The sequence below is a fragment of the uncultured Sanguibacteroides sp. genome (assembly GCF_900543425.1).
In the GTDB taxonomy this organism is placed as follows: Bacteria; Bacteroidota; Bacteroidia; order Bacteroidales; family Marinifilaceae; genus Gabonibacter.
In genome coordinates, this window is record NZ_UQRQ01000025.1 from 1 (window position 1) to 15,568 (window position 15,568).

General features: G+C 39.8%; 13 protein-coding genes. 4 read left to right on the top strand and 9 right to left on the bottom strand.

Going from position 1 to position 15,568, the window contains the following annotated elements; translation table 11 throughout:
- Positions 1 to 234: 234 nt before the first annotated feature.
- The gene (gene cdaA, locus QZR76_RS11830; protein WP_294143030.1) at positions 235 to 1,023 is read right to left on the bottom strand and encodes a diadenylate cyclase CdaA; all 789 of its coding nucleotides are present in this window, start codon (positions 1,021 to 1,023) and stop codon (positions 235 to 237) included.
- Positions 1,024 to 1,114: 91 nt separating this feature from the next.
- Positions 1,115 to 1,981: a DMT family transporter gene (locus QZR76_RS11835; protein ID WP_294143031.1), complete on the bottom strand. Its 867-nt coding sequence runs from the start codon at positions 1,979 to 1,981 to the stop codon at positions 1,115 to 1,117.
- A gap of 218 nt (positions 1,982 to 2,199) precedes the next feature.
- Between QZR76_RS11835 and QZR76_RS11840 the strand changes: the two genes are divergently transcribed.
- Positions 2,200 to 2,835, top strand: coding sequence for an outer membrane lipoprotein carrier protein LolA (locus tag QZR76_RS11840; protein WP_294143032.1), 636 nt, complete (start codon positions 2,200 to 2,202; stop codon positions 2,833 to 2,835).
- Between the two features lie 132 nt (positions 2,836 to 2,967).
- On the opposite strand, the gene QZR76_RS11845 is transcribed toward QZR76_RS11840, so the two are convergent.
- The 3 genes from QZR76_RS11845 to QZR76_RS11855 form a co-directional block, all read right to left on the bottom strand.
- Positions 2,968 to 7,137: a response regulator gene (locus QZR76_RS11845; protein ID WP_294143033.1), complete on the bottom strand. Its 4,170-nt coding sequence runs from the start codon at positions 7,135 to 7,137 to the stop codon at positions 2,968 to 2,970.
- Between the two features lie 175 nt (positions 7,138 to 7,312).
- Complete coding sequence (locus QZR76_RS11850) at positions 7,313 to 8,212, bottom strand: phospholipase A (protein WP_294143034.1); 900 nt, start codon at positions 8,210 to 8,212, stop codon at positions 7,313 to 7,315.
- 33 nt (positions 8,213 to 8,245) lie between these two features.
- Positions 8,246 to 8,488 (bottom strand): GlsB/YeaQ/YmgE family stress response membrane protein, encoded by a 243-nt coding sequence (locus QZR76_RS11855; RefSeq protein WP_294143035.1) that lies wholly within the window; start codon positions 8,486 to 8,488, stop codon positions 8,246 to 8,248.
- 190 nt (positions 8,489 to 8,678) lie between these two features.
- Here QZR76_RS11855 and gpmA point away from each other — a divergent pair, with 190 nt between their 5' ends.
- Positions 8,679 to 9,368 carry a 2,3-diphosphoglycerate-dependent phosphoglycerate mutase gene (gene gpmA / locus QZR76_RS11860; RefSeq protein WP_294143036.1) on the top strand — a complete coding sequence of 230 codons (690 nt, stop codon included), beginning with the start codon at positions 8,679 to 8,681 and terminating at the stop codon, positions 9,366 to 9,368.
- A gap of 68 nt (positions 9,369 to 9,436) precedes the next feature.
- Complete coding sequence (locus tag QZR76_RS11865) at positions 9,437 to 10,204, top strand: exodeoxyribonuclease III (RefSeq protein WP_294143037.1); 768 nt, start codon at positions 9,437 to 9,439, stop codon at positions 10,202 to 10,204.
- A gap of 140 nt (positions 10,205 to 10,344) precedes the next feature.
- Here the strand turns inward: QZR76_RS11865 and QZR76_RS11870 are convergent, their stop codons facing one another.
- The 3 genes from QZR76_RS11870 to QZR76_RS11880 all read right to left on the bottom strand — a co-directional run bounded on the left by QZR76_RS11870 (position 10,345) and on the right by QZR76_RS11880 (position 12,521).
- Complete coding sequence (locus tag QZR76_RS11870) at positions 10,345 to 10,752, bottom strand: hypothetical protein (protein WP_294143038.1); 408 nt, start codon at positions 10,750 to 10,752, stop codon at positions 10,345 to 10,347.
- Between the two features lie 79 nt (positions 10,753 to 10,831).
- Complete coding sequence (locus tag QZR76_RS11875) at positions 10,832 to 11,866, bottom strand: inorganic phosphate transporter (protein ID WP_294143039.1); 1,035 nt, start codon at positions 11,864 to 11,866, stop codon at positions 10,832 to 10,834.
- Between the two features lie 4 nt (positions 11,867 to 11,870).
- The gene (locus QZR76_RS11880) at positions 11,871 to 12,521 is read right to left on the bottom strand and encodes a DUF47 family protein (protein WP_294143040.1); all 651 of its coding nucleotides are present in this window, start codon (positions 12,519 to 12,521) and stop codon (positions 11,871 to 11,873) included.
- A 188-nt stretch (positions 12,522 to 12,709) separates the two neighbouring features.
- Here QZR76_RS11880 and QZR76_RS11885 point away from each other — a divergent pair, with 188 nt between their 5' ends.
- Positions 12,710 to 14,977 (top strand): cation:proton antiporter, encoded by a 2,268-nt coding sequence (locus QZR76_RS11885; protein WP_294143041.1) that lies wholly within the window; start codon positions 12,710 to 12,712, stop codon positions 14,975 to 14,977.
- Positions 14,978 to 14,987: 10 nt separating this feature from the next.
- Here the strand turns inward: QZR76_RS11885 and QZR76_RS11890 are convergent, their stop codons facing one another.
- Positions 14,988 to 15,482 carry a hypothetical protein gene (locus QZR76_RS11890; RefSeq protein ID WP_294143042.1) on the bottom strand — a complete coding sequence of 165 codons (495 nt, stop codon included), beginning with the start codon at positions 15,480 to 15,482 and terminating at the stop codon, positions 14,988 to 14,990.
- Positions 15,483 to 15,568 lie beyond the last annotated feature (86 nt).

The following is a 15,568-nucleotide window of genomic DNA, read 5'->3' on the forward strand; positions in this document are numbered from 1 at the left end:
AGCGTGCGCCTCAGTAACTTGCGTGGGAGCGGGCTCGTGACACGATGACCCCGGGTCCAGGAAAAAACATCGAGAAACCCACTTTGTTGCAAATCGCCGGCCGCGAATTGACGATGGTAGATCAAAAAAAATCTCGCGAAACTAATCTACAATTTACAATTAATAACACGCCAACAGGGGCATAGCAAGGCAGAAATCATCCAATCACTTAATCACATTAATATCGTTAGTTTCTCACTTGTTTACAACAAAACCGGTAAAATCATTGTGCAGGAATTTACTTAATTCTTGAGGAGTGATGCGTACTTTAAAGTGGCCGTCTTTAACAAAAGAGATATTTCCGGTCTCTTCACTAACGACCACGATATGGGCATCCGTTGCAGTACTCATACCGATTGCCGCCCGATGGCGTAACCCCAGACTTCCGGGGATGTTATTATTATCCGAAACCGGTAAGATACAACGTGCCGCCAAAATTTTATTATCGGTAATAATCACGGCCCCATCATGAAGAGGCGTATTCTTATAAAATATGTTTTCCAATAGCTCTTCCGAAACATTTGATCGAAGTAAAACCCCGGTTTGAGCGTAATTAAACAATTCCGAATTTTGAGATAATACAATCAAAGCTCCCGTCTTCGTCTTGGAAAAATAGTCGCATGCACGCACGATAGCATCTATCACTTCGTCCTTCATGGAAGGTTTTGAAAATAATCTTTCCAAGTTAAATATATTTTGCAAATTATATTTGCTACCGATCAACAATAAAAAACGTCTTACCTCTTGCTGGAAAACGATCAATAAAGCGATTACTCCCATTCCGATAAACTGTCCCAGAATAGAAGAGATTAATTCCATATTAAAGGCCCGTACCAATAGCCAGGCCACGTAGAATGTAAAAATCCCGGCAAAAATATTGATAGCGACCGTTCCCTTTACCAGTTTATACACCTGATAAAAAATAAATGCTACCAATAAGATATCTATAATATCAAAAAAGCCGAGCTTTATAAACAATAACATATAGGATCAATATCTAAAATCTTTCGCAAATTTAAAGAAAATACAATACAAACCTGCAAACATCCGAATAAACTTCAAACAGAAAAACAGGTTACTTTTTCATTTTACAGATGACGATCGTTACAGCTACGATAACAACGATCAATCCGATATAATTTAGGAATGTCAATTGCTCGTGAAAATAAAAAACTCCGACGGTAATCGCCGTTAAAGGCTCCAGGGTTCCCAACACAGAACTTGGTACGGGACCTATTAATTGTACGGCTGCCACCAAAAGACGAGCGGACAAAATAGTACTTAATAAAGCCAACAAAAACATATCCACCACAAAGGCCGGGCGAGTCACCATTTCCAGTTTTCCCTGTACGATTGCCATCAGAAAATAAAATGCAGCAGAGAACAGCATCACATAACAGGTAAGGACATCGGGATTTATTCGTTTCAGTACCGTCCGGTTCAAGGCAACAATATAAGAACCATAAGTCAAGGTCGACATCAGTACAAAAAATAACCCATACCATTTAATCTCTCCCGGCGACCAAGACAAAAAATAAACACCCACGATAGCCAGTAAAATACCGACTTTCACAACCACAGATAATCTTTCCCGGTAAAAAACAGCCATCAATACAGCCACCACGACAGGATAAAAGAAATGAATTGCCGTAGCCGCTCCTGTCGGCATATAATGATAAGAAAGGAAAAGAAAAAAAGCAGTAATCCCATATCCACCGACCCCGGCAATCAAAACTTCTCTCAATTCCGCCCGGGAAAGATGCATATTTACCTTTTTTATCCACAAATAAACAACATACACGATACCGGCAATCCCATACCGATAAACCAATATCGTTTCGTTATTCACTCCATCTATAATAGCCTGATTTGCATACAACGGGATTAACCCGAAAGTAGCTGCCGACAAGGCGGCAAACAATATTCCCTTTACCTTCTTCATATCGTCTCCTTCAAAATGCCGCAAAGGTAATAAACAATTAAAAAACGGAACAACTTATTTCAAATATATCCCCACCATCCCACCCGGATACATAGACAAACTCAACGTATCGATTCCTGAAAATATCAATACTAATTTTAGAAACAATTACGTCCAGATTTTTACATCTATCCGATATTCCTTATCTTTGCCTGCATTAAAATATAAAACAAGTTATTATGAAATACATGTTAACCCTTATCGTAATTGCCATGAGCAGCATGCTCTCTTATTCTCAAGCAGATATTCAAGCCAAGAATATTCTGGATAAAACAGTTGAAAAAATAAAATCATATCCTGCTGTAGAGATTATATTCGACATGGCGATGGAAAATAAGGCCGAAAATATCCATGAGTCTTACGAGGGGAAAGCCTATATGAAGGAGAAAATGTATAAGATTGAAATTATGGATCAAATAAATTACTTTGACGGAGAAATAATCTACACATATATTCCTGATGCAGAAGAAGTAACAATCAAACTACCCGACGAAGATCAGGAGTCCTTTTTAAACCCGACTATCCTTTTCGATATTCATAATCAAAAATTCAATCAAAAATTAATCGAAAATAAAGATGGGATTGCCTATATCGAATTAACACCTAAGACTTCCCATAAACAAATCAAGAAGATAGGAGTATGGATAGACACGACAAAAAATACGGTACAGAAAGTTATTTCTTACGGAAAGGACGGCAATGATATCATCATTACCATTAAAAGCATAAAGAAACCGGATCAAGAACTGGATATTCATTTTTTCCGCTTCGACACAGAAGCTCACCCGGATGTAGATGTCAATGATCTCCGCTAATCAAAATAAAAAAGCTACCCCGAAAGGTAGCTTTTTTTATTTCAGGTGTCAAGCATCATTGCTAAGATAACCTTCAATCTACTCTAAAACATATCTTTCCATTTACATAACAAAATGGAATATTACAAATCCTTAAGCTTCAAATAACCGAACCAATAAATCTTTCAACATCTTCACGTTAACAGGTTTTGTCAGAAATTCATCGCAACCGGCCTCAGCTGCCCGAATTCGATCCTCATCAAACGCATACGCAGTCAAAGCAATAATCGGAATTCTTTTATCTATTTTCCGAATTTCCCATGTCGCTTCCAATCCATCCATCTCGGGCATCTTTATATCCATAAGGATCACTTGAGGAGCTTTTTCTTCATACAAAGCGATTGCTTCTTTTCCATTCTTAGCCCATACCAATTCATATTCTTTCTTCAAAACAGTAGATAGAAACAAAAAATTACTATCGTTATCTTCGGCAATTAAAATTGTTTTTTTGTCACTATTTTCCATCTTAACCGACACTCCGGTTTTTTGCAGCAAAAGATCCGGTCTCTCCTCTTTCTCAACCGAATAAACCTCACAAGGTATAAAAAACCAGAATGTGCTTCCTTTACCTAATTCGGAATCAACCCCTATCTTTCCCCCCAATCGATTCACGATCATTTCACAGATAGATAACCCCAATCCGGTTCCTTGCACGAAGCTATCGAATTTAGTAAAACGTTCAAATACGTTTTTCAGATTTTCCGATGCAATCCCTTTACCCGTATCGGTAACATAAAAACGTAATCCTTTTTCTACCCTTTCATACCCCATACGGATACTTCCCGATGATGTAAACTTACTGGCATTACTTAAGAAATTAGATATTACCTGTGTCAAGCGATTTTTCTCCGAATGAATAATATAAGTCTCGTCAGGTAATTCACTAATCAATTGTACTTCCGGCTTTATCCGATAAAGGTATATCTGTTCCAGATCCCGGAATATAGCAGATACGTTTATATCAGAATAGACAAATTCAAGTTGTCCTGCCTCTATTTTCGACAAATCCAGAATATCATTGATCAATTGCAATAATAACTCATTATTGGTCTCAATAATCCGGCAATAATCCTGAATTTCCCCCGAATCGGTTGTTTGGGCAATCAGATCGGAAAAACCGACAATCGCGTTCAACGGGGTGCGAATCTCATGACTCATATTGGCCAAAAAGGCCGTCTTCAACCGATTGGATTCTTCAGCCTTGTCTCTCAATAAAATCAACTCATTCGTTACATTTTTCCAATCGGTTATATCCCTCCTCAATCCCGTGATCTTCATTAATTTTCCCTTTTCATCCCGTTCATAGGCGACCCCGTGCACCTCTACCCAACGATAATCCTTATTCTGCAATTTCACCCTAATCTGTATGGTTACCGCTTCAACCTCTCCCTGCATTAATTTTCGAAAAGCCTCTTCCACTATATCAATATCTTCCTCATACATATAGGAATAATACTTTTCTAACGTAATCCCATGATACATGAAAGACTCCGGATTCGGCGAAGAAAATATCCCAGTAGTAGTATCATAATCCCATTGGACAATTCCTCCGGATTTTATTACCAAATCAGATTTAAAAATATAATCTTTCAACCTCCGTTCTGCCTCTACTGCTTCCGTGATATATTTTCGGGTTCCCATGATTTTTAGTGCATTCCCCTCTTTATCAACTCCCATGGCTTTTGCTGTCAATTGAGTCCATTCATAATTACCACTCAATGCTGTCGTATAGATCACCAAATCCATCACATCAATCTCCCGGTAAATTACTCGATACAATTCCCGGTTGAATTTATCACGATAATCCGGATGCACGAGTACCAGGTAATCACTTAGACTGAATTTCTTCCCAAAAAAAACTGATTTTTCACTACCGGAATAAAATAACCCCTCTTCAACATTATAATCCCAAGGCACTATATCCGCCGCTTCAAATGATAATTCCAACTTAAACTTACTCTCCACCAACTCCTGCTGCTTACCGATCTCATCCGTAATATCCCTCTCCGTACCAACGATCTGACTAATCAAACCGTTGTTGACAGAACGAATACCGATAGCATGTGTCTCATACCATCTGTAATTTTCTCCCCGTTTGAAACGCAATCGAACCGAATCTTTCTCTTTTTCCCCGGAAATCAACATCTCCATAAAACGCTTGTATTTTTCCCGATCATCCGGATGCAAAATAGAATATGCCTCCTCAAAACTCAAGCCATTCTGTGCTACCGTATCATGATAAAAAGAGACAAACTCCTTTTGGGGCACATCGTAAGTCCAAACCGATAAAGAACCGGCATCCAAAGCCAACGAGAGTTCATTCTTAACATTTCCTAATTCGATTTCATTCTTTCTGATATCCGTAATGTCAACGACAATACCGACGAGGTAACAGGAATCATCGTTATTTAATAGTTTCGTTTTCGTCAATACACCCCAATGCAAAAGTCCCCCCTCTTTGTCATATATGCTTCTCTCGTAAGTTAACGGCGTATCACTGTTCAACACCATCATATCCTCTTCTCTATAGATAGCGGCCTTAGGGTCGTTCAACTCAAAATCATTCTTTCCTAAAAAAATACCGGACTTATTCTGGTAAAATTCTATTGTTTTCTGATTATAAAAAATATACCGAAAATCATCCGAGACATCTTTTACAAACAACCCTACAGGCAGATTATCGATAATCGATTGTAAAAAAGTTTTTAATTTCAACACCTCTTTTTGCGCCGCTACGCGAGGTGTTATATCACGTACAAAACAGATGACATTATCTCCCTCGAAAAGGGCCGTTCTTGCCTCGGCAAACGACTCTTTGTCATCTAATTTCACCTTGTAATTAAAAGAATATTGCTTCTTGTCTTTTATCGTACGCCTGACATTTTGTTCAATAATCTCAAAAGCCTTTTCAAATTCGGGTGCCATTTTTCCAATTTCCCGAATATTTTTCCCCAACACCTCCTCCTTCGTCAATACCAATAATACATTCTGTTGAGGATTGACAATATCTACTACATTCAGAAAACTATCGTAAATGACTACCATATCCGGCATATTCTCCAACAAATGTGTCATTTTTGAAACCAATCGTACGTATTCTTTCTCTTTCCGTTTTCGATTATAGACAATAAACAAAATAACAATCACCAAACAAACAAGCAGAAAAAAGAATGTAATCACCTCCTCCGGATACTCTTCCCAAAAAGACGGGAGCATATTATGCCATACCACGTTCCCCGGCAAACGAGACTTGCTGATCCCGGATTGCGAAAAAGTAGTATAATTCAAATGATAACGAGGCCGCGTGGGCGTTATCGTGAAAGCCGGAGCTTTCTCGATTCCGTTTTTCAGTACCGCATAAGTCAAACGGGCCAAATCTTTTCCCATCTCTTCTCCGGTTACGAAATACCCCCCGAAATTATGAGAATCTCCAAAATCCAGATCCAATATTCCATAAACGAACTTATCCGTATGATAGGGCAACTCGTTACTCAACATGGTACTCGCATGTAAAGACTCATTCACATCGGTATACCATCCGGCAGAAATCAAAGCATAATGATTATCAGTCAAAGCAATAGAGTCTAATAACGCTGTCGTACTCAATCGACTTCCGGGGAGGTAATGTAATTTTAAATCACCTATTTTTTCAATCATCGATTTCAAATAGGGTTCGAAAAAAATCTGATGGTAACGATCGTCGTAATAAAATATGATGTGTTTAACCTCCGGTTGCAATTGCTTTATTAACCGCAAATTCTCTTCAAAATAATCTACGATATAATAACCTGTTACCTTATATCCGTCAAAAGTCGTTTTCGTGGATAAAATATCATGTATATCTTTTGTCTTAGCCCCTGCATAGTCAATTATACCCTTCTTTACACCTCCCAATATAACGGGAATATCTCTCCACTTTTTGACACAACTATGCCGATAGGCCATCCAAGCTTCACTCCCGATAAGAATAACAGCCTCCGGCAACGCATTATAAGCATGGAATAAAGAATTCATCCAACTGCCCCAAGCCTCAAAATCCGGATTAGCTTCACAATCTAAATATTCTATATTCACCTTCGTATTCGTACTCTGACCCAACTCATCCATAAAAGCCGAGATAATACGACTTCCTCTCTCTTTTAAAGGAGAATAAGAACTGATAACCAATAATTTCCTATCTTCTGCTGATACCTCTTTGGCTTTTAATTCATGTATTCCCCCAAATAATAAAATCAGACTTAACAAACACGTTTTATAGTCCATTTTAACCGAGATTTATTTAACTTTTAATTTTGTGATGTCCAACACACATATTGAAAAACGCTTCAAATACGACAAAAGGAGCTAACAAAATTACGAATTAAACCCCATATTTTCCCATATTTACCCAAATATATTCATTCAAATCGTTCAATAATCAAGTATTATTTTTTATCCGCTAATAATAGTTCCTTAAAAAAGGTTTTATACAAATCCCCACGCGCACCATCGAAACATAACGGTTATACTCCAACATATTCTCCGCATAGCCATTATAATATTGAACAAAAAGATATTCATTGGCCTTGGGAGACGGCTTATAATTTATTTCCAGTACGGTATTCATATCAATAAATTGTCGACGGGGATTGATGACAACAGAACACCATAAACGTTCATTCGCACTCTGGTAATTAAAAGCCATCAATCCGTAACCCTTATATTTTAACAAATCAGGATTCCCGTCTTTATCGACCCATCCGGCCCATAACTTAACTTGAAGCGAAAAACGCAAATCCAAAAAATAAGAACCGGATAATGAAAAATAATTCCAACTCCTGGACTCCAGAGAATCCCTTCCGTTCGATTCGTGCTCAAAAGAAAAAACCGCAACTCCCCGTACTTTATTTTTATAGATGATGGCCTTACTTAAGCTGAGCCCAGGATTAAAATTATTATCTAAAAACGGACTCGATTTCCGGTATATATCCCAAAAAGATTTTTGAGTATAGGTCAAATAGAGAAAAGTTTTAAAAGGCAAAATACTTTTAGTCAATCTTTGCCGGATACTGATCTGAAATTTCGCATCCGCACTATTTTTATCTATGCGACGATTTGTCGGGACTCCGGTCACAAAATAATTATCTCTGTATATTCCAAAACTCGGGGTATTATCAAAAATAGCCAAAGCGTCCTCTTCATTAGGCAAAATCGTGTCGAGACGAACTTTTTCCCGAATCAATTGTTCCCGTTGGCGCAGTAAACTATCTTCCTTTACTCCCTGAATTTGCCCTACGACAGACAAATTCAGCAACAATACAAATACGAATAGACAAATTCCTCTTCGTCCGTTTTCCATTATCAGTTACATTACAAATAAACCTTTATCCGATTATTTGCCGCTAAATAACGACACGATTGCCAGTAATACGATAGCCCCGACTGTTGCAGAAATCAAACTCCCGATAATTCCCCCCAAAGCAATTCCCATCAACCCGAACAACCATCCGCCCAACACTCCTCCAATAATGCCGACAATTAAATTCACGATTAAACCCAAACCCCCGCCTCGAACGATCTTACCTGCAAAATACCCAGCTAATATACCGATAATTATGTACAAAATAAATATCATAACTTTATATTTTTATTTTCTTGTTAAACTTTCTTTCTGCCGAAATTGTTTCATCCCGGACTTGTTTTTTTAATAAATCGCTGATTTATTCGTAAACCAGAAAAACATATCATCCGCATTACAACACTTTTATCTCCAAAACATTTCATATCACAAACACGTAATACAATAAACACAAACAAGAAAGAACATGAAAAAATTAATATTAGTCAGACACGGAGAAAGTGTCTGGAATAAAGAAAACAAATTCACGGGATGGATCGATGTAGATCTCAGTGAAAAAGGAGAAGAAGAAGCCCGAAAAGCAGGAGAATTAATTAAAAAAAATAATCTGACTTTTGATATAGCCTACTCCTCTGTTTTAAAGCGAGCTATCCGTACACAACATTTGCTGGCCGAAACGGCCGATCTGGTCTGGGTTCCGGAAATCCACCATTGGCGACTAAACGAAAGACATTACGGAGCACTACAAGGATTGAATAAAGCAGAAACAGCCAAAAAATACGGGGCAGAACAAGTTCATATTTGGAGAAGAAGCTTCGATGTAACACCTCCTTTGTTAGAACCTGACGATCCCCGCAATGCCGTATTCGAAGCAAAATACAAAGATATAGACCCAGCAGCTCTACCCCTCGGTGAATCTCTATCCTTGACGATCAATCGAGTCCTACCCTTTTGGCAAGACTATATTGCCCCGGCTTTATTAAGTGATAAAACAGTTTTAATAACCGCACACGGGAACAGCTTGAGAGCTCTCGTAAAATATTTAAATAACATCAGTGATGAAGACATCGTTAAATTAGAAATACCGACAGGTATCCCTCAACTATATGAATTAGACGACCAGCTTATCCCTGTTCGTCATGATTATTTAAAATAAAGTATCCCAATTCCGTTTTTCTACTTCATTAAAAAAGTGTAGATTTGTCTGTATTTAACGGAATAAAGATGAAAATTATTACCTACAACGTGAACGGCCTCCGGGCCGCTCTTTCTAAAGGCTTGACGGAATGGATGGCACAAGAACAACCGGATGTTTTATGCATCCAGGAAACCAAGGCTCAACCGGATCAAATCCCACTTTTGGAGTTTGAAGCATTAGGATACCATACCTATTTTTTCTCGGCCCAAAAAAAGGGATATAGTGGTGTTGCCATCCTGACAAAACAGAAACCGGATCGGGTGATATACGGAATGAACATACCCGAATACGACAATGAAGGACGATTTATCCGGGCCGATTACGGAGATCTTTCCATCGTGAGTGTATACCATCCTTCCGGGACTACCGGGGATGAACGGCAAGCTTTCAAAATGAAATGGCTTACTGATTTTCAGAACTATGTTATGGAGCTGGAGAAAACACGCGGGAAATTAATCCTATGCGGAGATTACAATATATGCCATCGCCCGATAGACATTCACGATCCCGTACGGAATGCGACGAATAGCGGTTTTCTTCCTGAAGAACGGGAATGGATCGGTCAATTTATCGATTCCGGATTTATCGATACTTTCCGCCTCTTCCACCCGGAAGAACCCAACTGTTACACCTGGTGGAGCTATCGTTTCAATGCCAGAGCAAACAATAAAGGATGGCGCATCGATTATTGCATGGCAACCCAAAACCTGAAAGCACAACTAAAAGACGCCTATATTCTTCCCAATGCCAACCATTCGGATCATTGCCCGACGGGAGTAACGATAATAGATTAAGAGATTCTGTGATTAAGGGATCAGGAGATTTATGATTTCGGATTTTAGATTGACGATTGAAAGAAACAAGGGATTTTACGATCGGGAATTTAGAGATTCTGTGATCGGGTAAATCATAAATCAATTTACAATCACAACCGTCAACGGACTATTTCCTCTATTGCCGTCCCAATACAACCGTTAGGCATTTGAATACGTAACAAAGCGGCAACGGTAGGTGCGATATCCGTCATGTTCACCGACCGGTGAGTGACGCCGGGCCGAACACCCCATCCCATAAAGATCAAAGGGATATGAGCATCATAGGGATGCCAGGTTCCATGGGTAGTTCCCTGAGGCCTACCTTCCGCGTAAACACCATACCACCCCGGCTTTACAATAATTTGGATGATTCCGCTTCTCTCCCGATTATACCCGTTAATAACCCTTTCCCGGATCAAAGCCAGAATCGGAGCCGTAACCGCTTTTTCCATATCGAGTACATAAGCAACTCCCTCTTCCTCCTTCAAAAAATCGATAATAACGGATTTTACCTTTTCCAAATTCATAAAAAATCCTGAATAAAATCTTTGAAAAGACTTTATTCAGGTATTCACTAACATTGAAACATCTTATTTCTACACTACGTCATTCGGGTATCGGCAAAAATAAACCCATTATCCAATAAACCAAACCGGACATGACGATAGTGGCAGGAATCGTTAATATCCAGGCGACAACAATATTGGAGGCCGTAGCCCAACGGACAGAAGCAACTCCTTTCGTGATACCGACCCCTATGATAGAACCGGTAATCGTATGAGTAGTACTAACTGGTATTCCCAATACCGCTGTCCCGATTAATGTCAAAGCTCCTGCAGTTTCTGCACAAAAACCTTGCACAGGCTTTAATTTAGCCAATCCGTCCCCCAATGTCTTTATAACCTTTTTCCCTCCGATAATAGTACCTAATGCAATGACCGAATAACAGGTAAAGATCAACCATAACGGAACATGGAACTGTCCGGTATTATTATAAAGGTATTCACTGACAAACTCATTACTTCCCGCCACGCTGAAAAGAAGAATAGCTATAATTCCCATCGTTTTCTGCGCATCGTTTGCTCCATGTCCCAAGCTGAAAATCGCCGAAGAAAAAAGCTGGAAAGCTTTAAAAAGTCCCTCCACTTTTACCGGATGCTGCTTATGGAAAATACGCAATGTAATACACATCATGATAAAACCGAGTATTAAACCGATTAACGGAGAAAGTACGATAAATATGGCTATCTTAAAAATTCCGGAAAAAACCAAAGCAGAACTCCCGTAAGTAAACCAAACCGGACCGATCAAACCTCCGATCAAGGCGTGAGAAACACTAATAGGCATACCGAAGCGAGTACATAACCAAACCCAAACTACCGATCCTAACAGAGCAGCCAAAATCAAAAATTCATTGATCTTAGTCGGTTCGACAATACCCTCTCCCATCGTGTGAGCCACACTTACTCCAAAAATAAAGATCGCAGAAAAATTCCAAAAGGCAGCCCATAATACGGCCATAGTGGGAGAAAATACCCGTGTTGCCACAATAGTAGCTATCGAATTGGCCGCATCGTTCATTCCATTCAAAAAATCGAATAATAAAGCAACCACAATCGCAATAAGTACAATGGTCAACATAGGCTTATGCAAATTTAATGATAATTCCCCGAACAGTATCCCCTATATCTTTTGCCCGGTCTGTGGCATCTTCCAAAGCTTGCCCGATGTTCTTCAATTTAACCAATTCGATCGCATCTTTTTCATTGGCAAACACATCGCTCATAAACTGTTCGTACAAATCGTCCACCTCGTGTTCGATTACCTTGATCTGATAACATTTCTCACTAATCATCTGCGGTTTTTTCTGGATGTATTCCAGATTTTCCATGATCGATTTCAAAATAACGGCATCCTCCGCAATATGCCTTCCGATCTCAACCAAAGTCTTATTTACACTTTTAGGCCGGTACATCAGAATCCGCTTTGCCGAATCATGAATGAAATCCAGAAACGTATCCATCCGGGAACCTAACGAATTCACGTCTTCCCGGTCAAAAGGAGTAACGAACGTCTTATTCAGTTCCTCGTATATTTTTGCCGTAATACTGTCCCCTTGATTCTCAAAAGTTTTTATATCCTTATATAATACCTTCTGTTTTTCAGGATCCTGTTCCTGCAAAAGTTCTAACAAAAGATTTGCAGCTTGCTCTATTACAGAAGCCTGTTCCTTATACATAGGATAAAATTTCTTTTCCTTTACAACAAAAATTTGTAAAAAACGATCTATTTTCATAACACACATAGATTAATTTGACAAATGTAATATCCTTGTCCAGACTATAATGTTAAAAAAAAAGAAAAGATATTTTTTTTGAACTTAAATAACAGGTTTATTTTCTATTCTGAAGCATCTTTTTTTCCCGACGGAATATTATCCGGGGCAAAATTCATTACCTTTGAAGCGTCGTTAAAACGATTCAGATGTCGCACGTACCCGTTTTAATATCGGATTTGGCAATTATACTATTCTCGGCCGGACTGATTACCATTATTTTCAAATGGCTAAAACAACCTGTCGTCTTAGGCTACATCGTTGCCGGATTGATTGCCGGACCTTATACCTTCGGGGGACCTCTGGTAACCGATACGGAAGATATTCAGATATGGGCCGATATCGGTGTTATCTTTTTACTTTTCGCCTTAGGCCTCGATTTCAGCTTCAAAAAATTGATGAACGTGGGAGGAACAGCCATGATCGGAGCTCTTACTGTCGTGGGAGGAATGATGACATTAGGATATGTCGTCGGCATGTTTTTAGGCTGGGGACACATGAATAGTCTTTTTCTGGGAGGAATGTTATCGATGTCTTCAACCACTATTATTTTCAAAGCTTTTGACGATATGGGATTAAGTAACCAACGTTTCGCGGGAGTCGTGTTCGGGATACTGGTGGTGGAAGATTTATTTGCGGTCGTATTGATGGTTCTGCTATCCACGCTCGCTGTCAGCAAACATTTCGAGGGAATGGAAATGATCGACAGCATACTAAAATTAAGTGCATTTCTACTTTTTTGGTCTATAACCGGTATTTTTCTCATTCCGACCTTGCTAAAAAAAGTGAGGCAATGGCTAAATAGCGAAACCTTGTTAGTCGTGGCCCTGGGCTTATGCTTAGGGATGGTTATGTTAGCCGTACAAGCGGGATTCTCTTCCGCGTTGGGAGCCTTTGTCATGGGTTCTATCTTGGCCGAAACCATCGAAGCCGAAAATATCGAACATCTCATCAAACCGGTAAAGGACCTGTTCGGAGCTATTTTCTTTGTTTCCGTGGGAATGATGATCGATCCGGCCATGTTATTAGAATACTGGTTCCCCATCCTACTCATTACCTTAACCGTAATGATCGGACAGATAGCCTGTGCCACATCGGGAGTTTTACTCTCGGGACAAACCCTGAAAGTAGCCGTACAATCCGGATTTTCCCTGGCCCAGATCGGAGAATTTGCTTTTATTATAGCCAGCTTAGGTATCTCCTTAAAGGTGACGGATCATTTTCTATACCCGATTGTCGTTGCCGTTTCCGTCATTACGACATTCTTCACCCCTTATATGATCCGTATCGCCGAGCCGACCTATCGTTTTCTGAACACCCATCTGCCAGCATCCTGGATCCATCTTCTGGAAAGGTACAGCTCGGGAACAAACACCATCCGCCACAAGAACACCTGGAGACAGTTGTTGAAAGCCCTGTTCAGAATAGTAATTACTTACACGGTCTTATCCATCTTCTTAATCGCTATTTTTTTACAATACGTGACTCCGTTTATCCGGGAAAAAATTCCGGGAATTCAAGGCTCTATCATAAGTGCCGTTTTGATACTTCTCGTCATCTCCCCGTTCTTACGGGCCATTATGATGAAAAAAAATCATTCGCTGGAGTTTCAGCAATTATGGAACGATAACAAGTACAACCGGGGTCCCCTGATTTCCTTGATTGTCCTACGGATAGCACTATGTATCTGGATCGTTATGTTTGTGATTTCCAAACTAATCAACGTGGCATCAGGACTTCTTATCGCTATCGCCTCGGTTACCATCCTGCTTTTTATCTTCTCCAAGCGCCTGAAGAAACACTCGATTCTGCTGGAACGTCGTTTCTTACGAAACTTCACGGCACGTCAGCAAGAGGAAGAACGTAAATCGCCCATCAAACAACGCTTCGTCCGTCACCTATTATCCAAAGATTTACATTTAGCCGAATTCGAAGTCGCACAAACCTCCCCGAGCGTAGGAAAAAGTCTCAAGGAATTAAACTTCCGGCAAACCTGTGGGGTTAGTGTCGTAACCATTCTCAGGGGAGAAGAACGAATAAACATACCCGGCGGAGAGGAGATTCTTTACCCGTTTGATCACCTTATCGTGGCCGCCACGGATAACGAAATAGAAATTTTCCGCAAATTTGTAGAAAACAGAGTCCAGCAACGGGAAAAAGAGATCAAAGAAAAAAACACGGAAGAAGTGAGTCTGGAACAATTCATCATCGAAAAAGGGGCGACATTGATCGGACGTTCCATTCGGGAATCCGGAATCCGGGATAAAGAAGCCTGTTTGGTTATTGGCATAGAAAGAGGCTCTACCTCTATCATGAACCCCTCACCCGCTACTGTATTTGAAGAAGGAGATATCGTATGGATAGTGGGAGAACATCAGAAATTGCTGCGTCTGGCCGAAGGTAAAACCATCAATTAATCCATGCACACTACTCGATTTCCAAGCCGAAAAGATTCTTTAACTCTCCGACAGCCGGATTCAGTCCCACAAAATGTTCAAACTTATCCTTTGCCGTGAATAAGCGCTTTTTTTCCTTCCCGTCATTCATCTCCTTGTAAAGCTCGATATTCAACGTGATATAACCATTGTTCAGACGTTCTATCAAAAAAGATAAGATTCGTTGATGCAGCTCATTCATTTTGGTCATCAAAAACTCGTTGTCAACCTCCAGAGTAACAACAAATCCGTTGACTTTAGGAGGATGTGAAGTAAGAGCCACTTTTACGGCCTCGCCGACAGAAGAGTCAATAAAAGTACCTAAAACCGAAGAAACGGATTTTTCATCAAAGGGGTCCTGGGCTTTTACTTTTTTCTCAATCTTTTGGACTTCCGGTATACTTCGAATCTCCACATAATCCTTACTCTCGGCCATAGCCTGCTTTAACTTGAAGGAATGAATAGCAGGGGTCTTGCCAGATTTCACCTCCGGTCGGGAATTCGTACTCGCGGAAACGGCCGAATCGGTCTCCTGCTTGAATTTGCCGACAAAACCGTCAATCTTTAATAAAC

Bases quoted from the DNA above. Each gene is read 5' to 3' on its own strand.
- QZR76_RS11875 (WP_294143039.1), bottom strand. From the start codon at position 11,866: ATGTTGACCATTGTACTTATTGCGATTGTGGTTGCTTTATTATTCGAT.
- QZR76_RS11835 (WP_294143031.1), bottom strand. From the start codon at position 1,981: ATGAAGAAGGTAAAGGGAATATTGTTTGCCGCCTTGTCGGCAGCTACT.
- QZR76_RS11870 (WP_294143038.1), bottom strand. From the start codon at position 10,752: ATGAATTTGGAAAAGGTAAAATCCGTTATTATCGATTTTTTGAAGGAG.
- QZR76_RS11850 (WP_294143034.1), bottom strand. From the start codon at position 8,212: ATGGAAAACGGACGAAGAGGAATTTGTCTATTCGTATTTGTATTGTTG.
- QZR76_RS11840 (WP_294143032.1), top strand. From the start codon at position 2,200: ATGAAATACATGTTAACCCTTATCGTAATTGCCATGAGCAGCATGCTC.
- QZR76_RS11880 (WP_294143040.1), bottom strand. From the start codon at position 12,521: ATGAAAATAGATCGTTTTTTACAAATTTTTGTTGTAAAGGAAAAGAAA.
- cdaA (WP_294143030.1), bottom strand. From the start codon at position 1,023: ATGTTATTGTTTATAAAGCTCGGCTTTTTTGATATTATAGATATCTTA.
- gpmA (WP_294143036.1), top strand. From the start codon at position 8,679: ATGAAAAAATTAATATTAGTCAGACACGGAGAAAGTGTCTGGAATAAA.
- QZR76_RS11865 (WP_294143037.1), top strand. From the start codon at position 9,437: ATGAAAATTATTACCTACAACGTGAACGGCCTCCGGGCCGCTCTTTCT.
- QZR76_RS11885 (WP_294143041.1), top strand. From the start codon at position 12,710: ATGTCGCACGTACCCGTTTTAATATCGGATTTGGCAATTATACTATTC.
- QZR76_RS11855 (WP_294143035.1), bottom strand. From the start codon at position 8,488: ATGATATTTATTTTGTACATAATTATCGGTATATTAGCTGGGTATTTT.
- QZR76_RS11845 (WP_294143033.1), bottom strand. From the start codon at position 7,137: ATGGACTATAAAACGTGTTTGTTAAGTCTGATTTTATTATTTGGGGGA.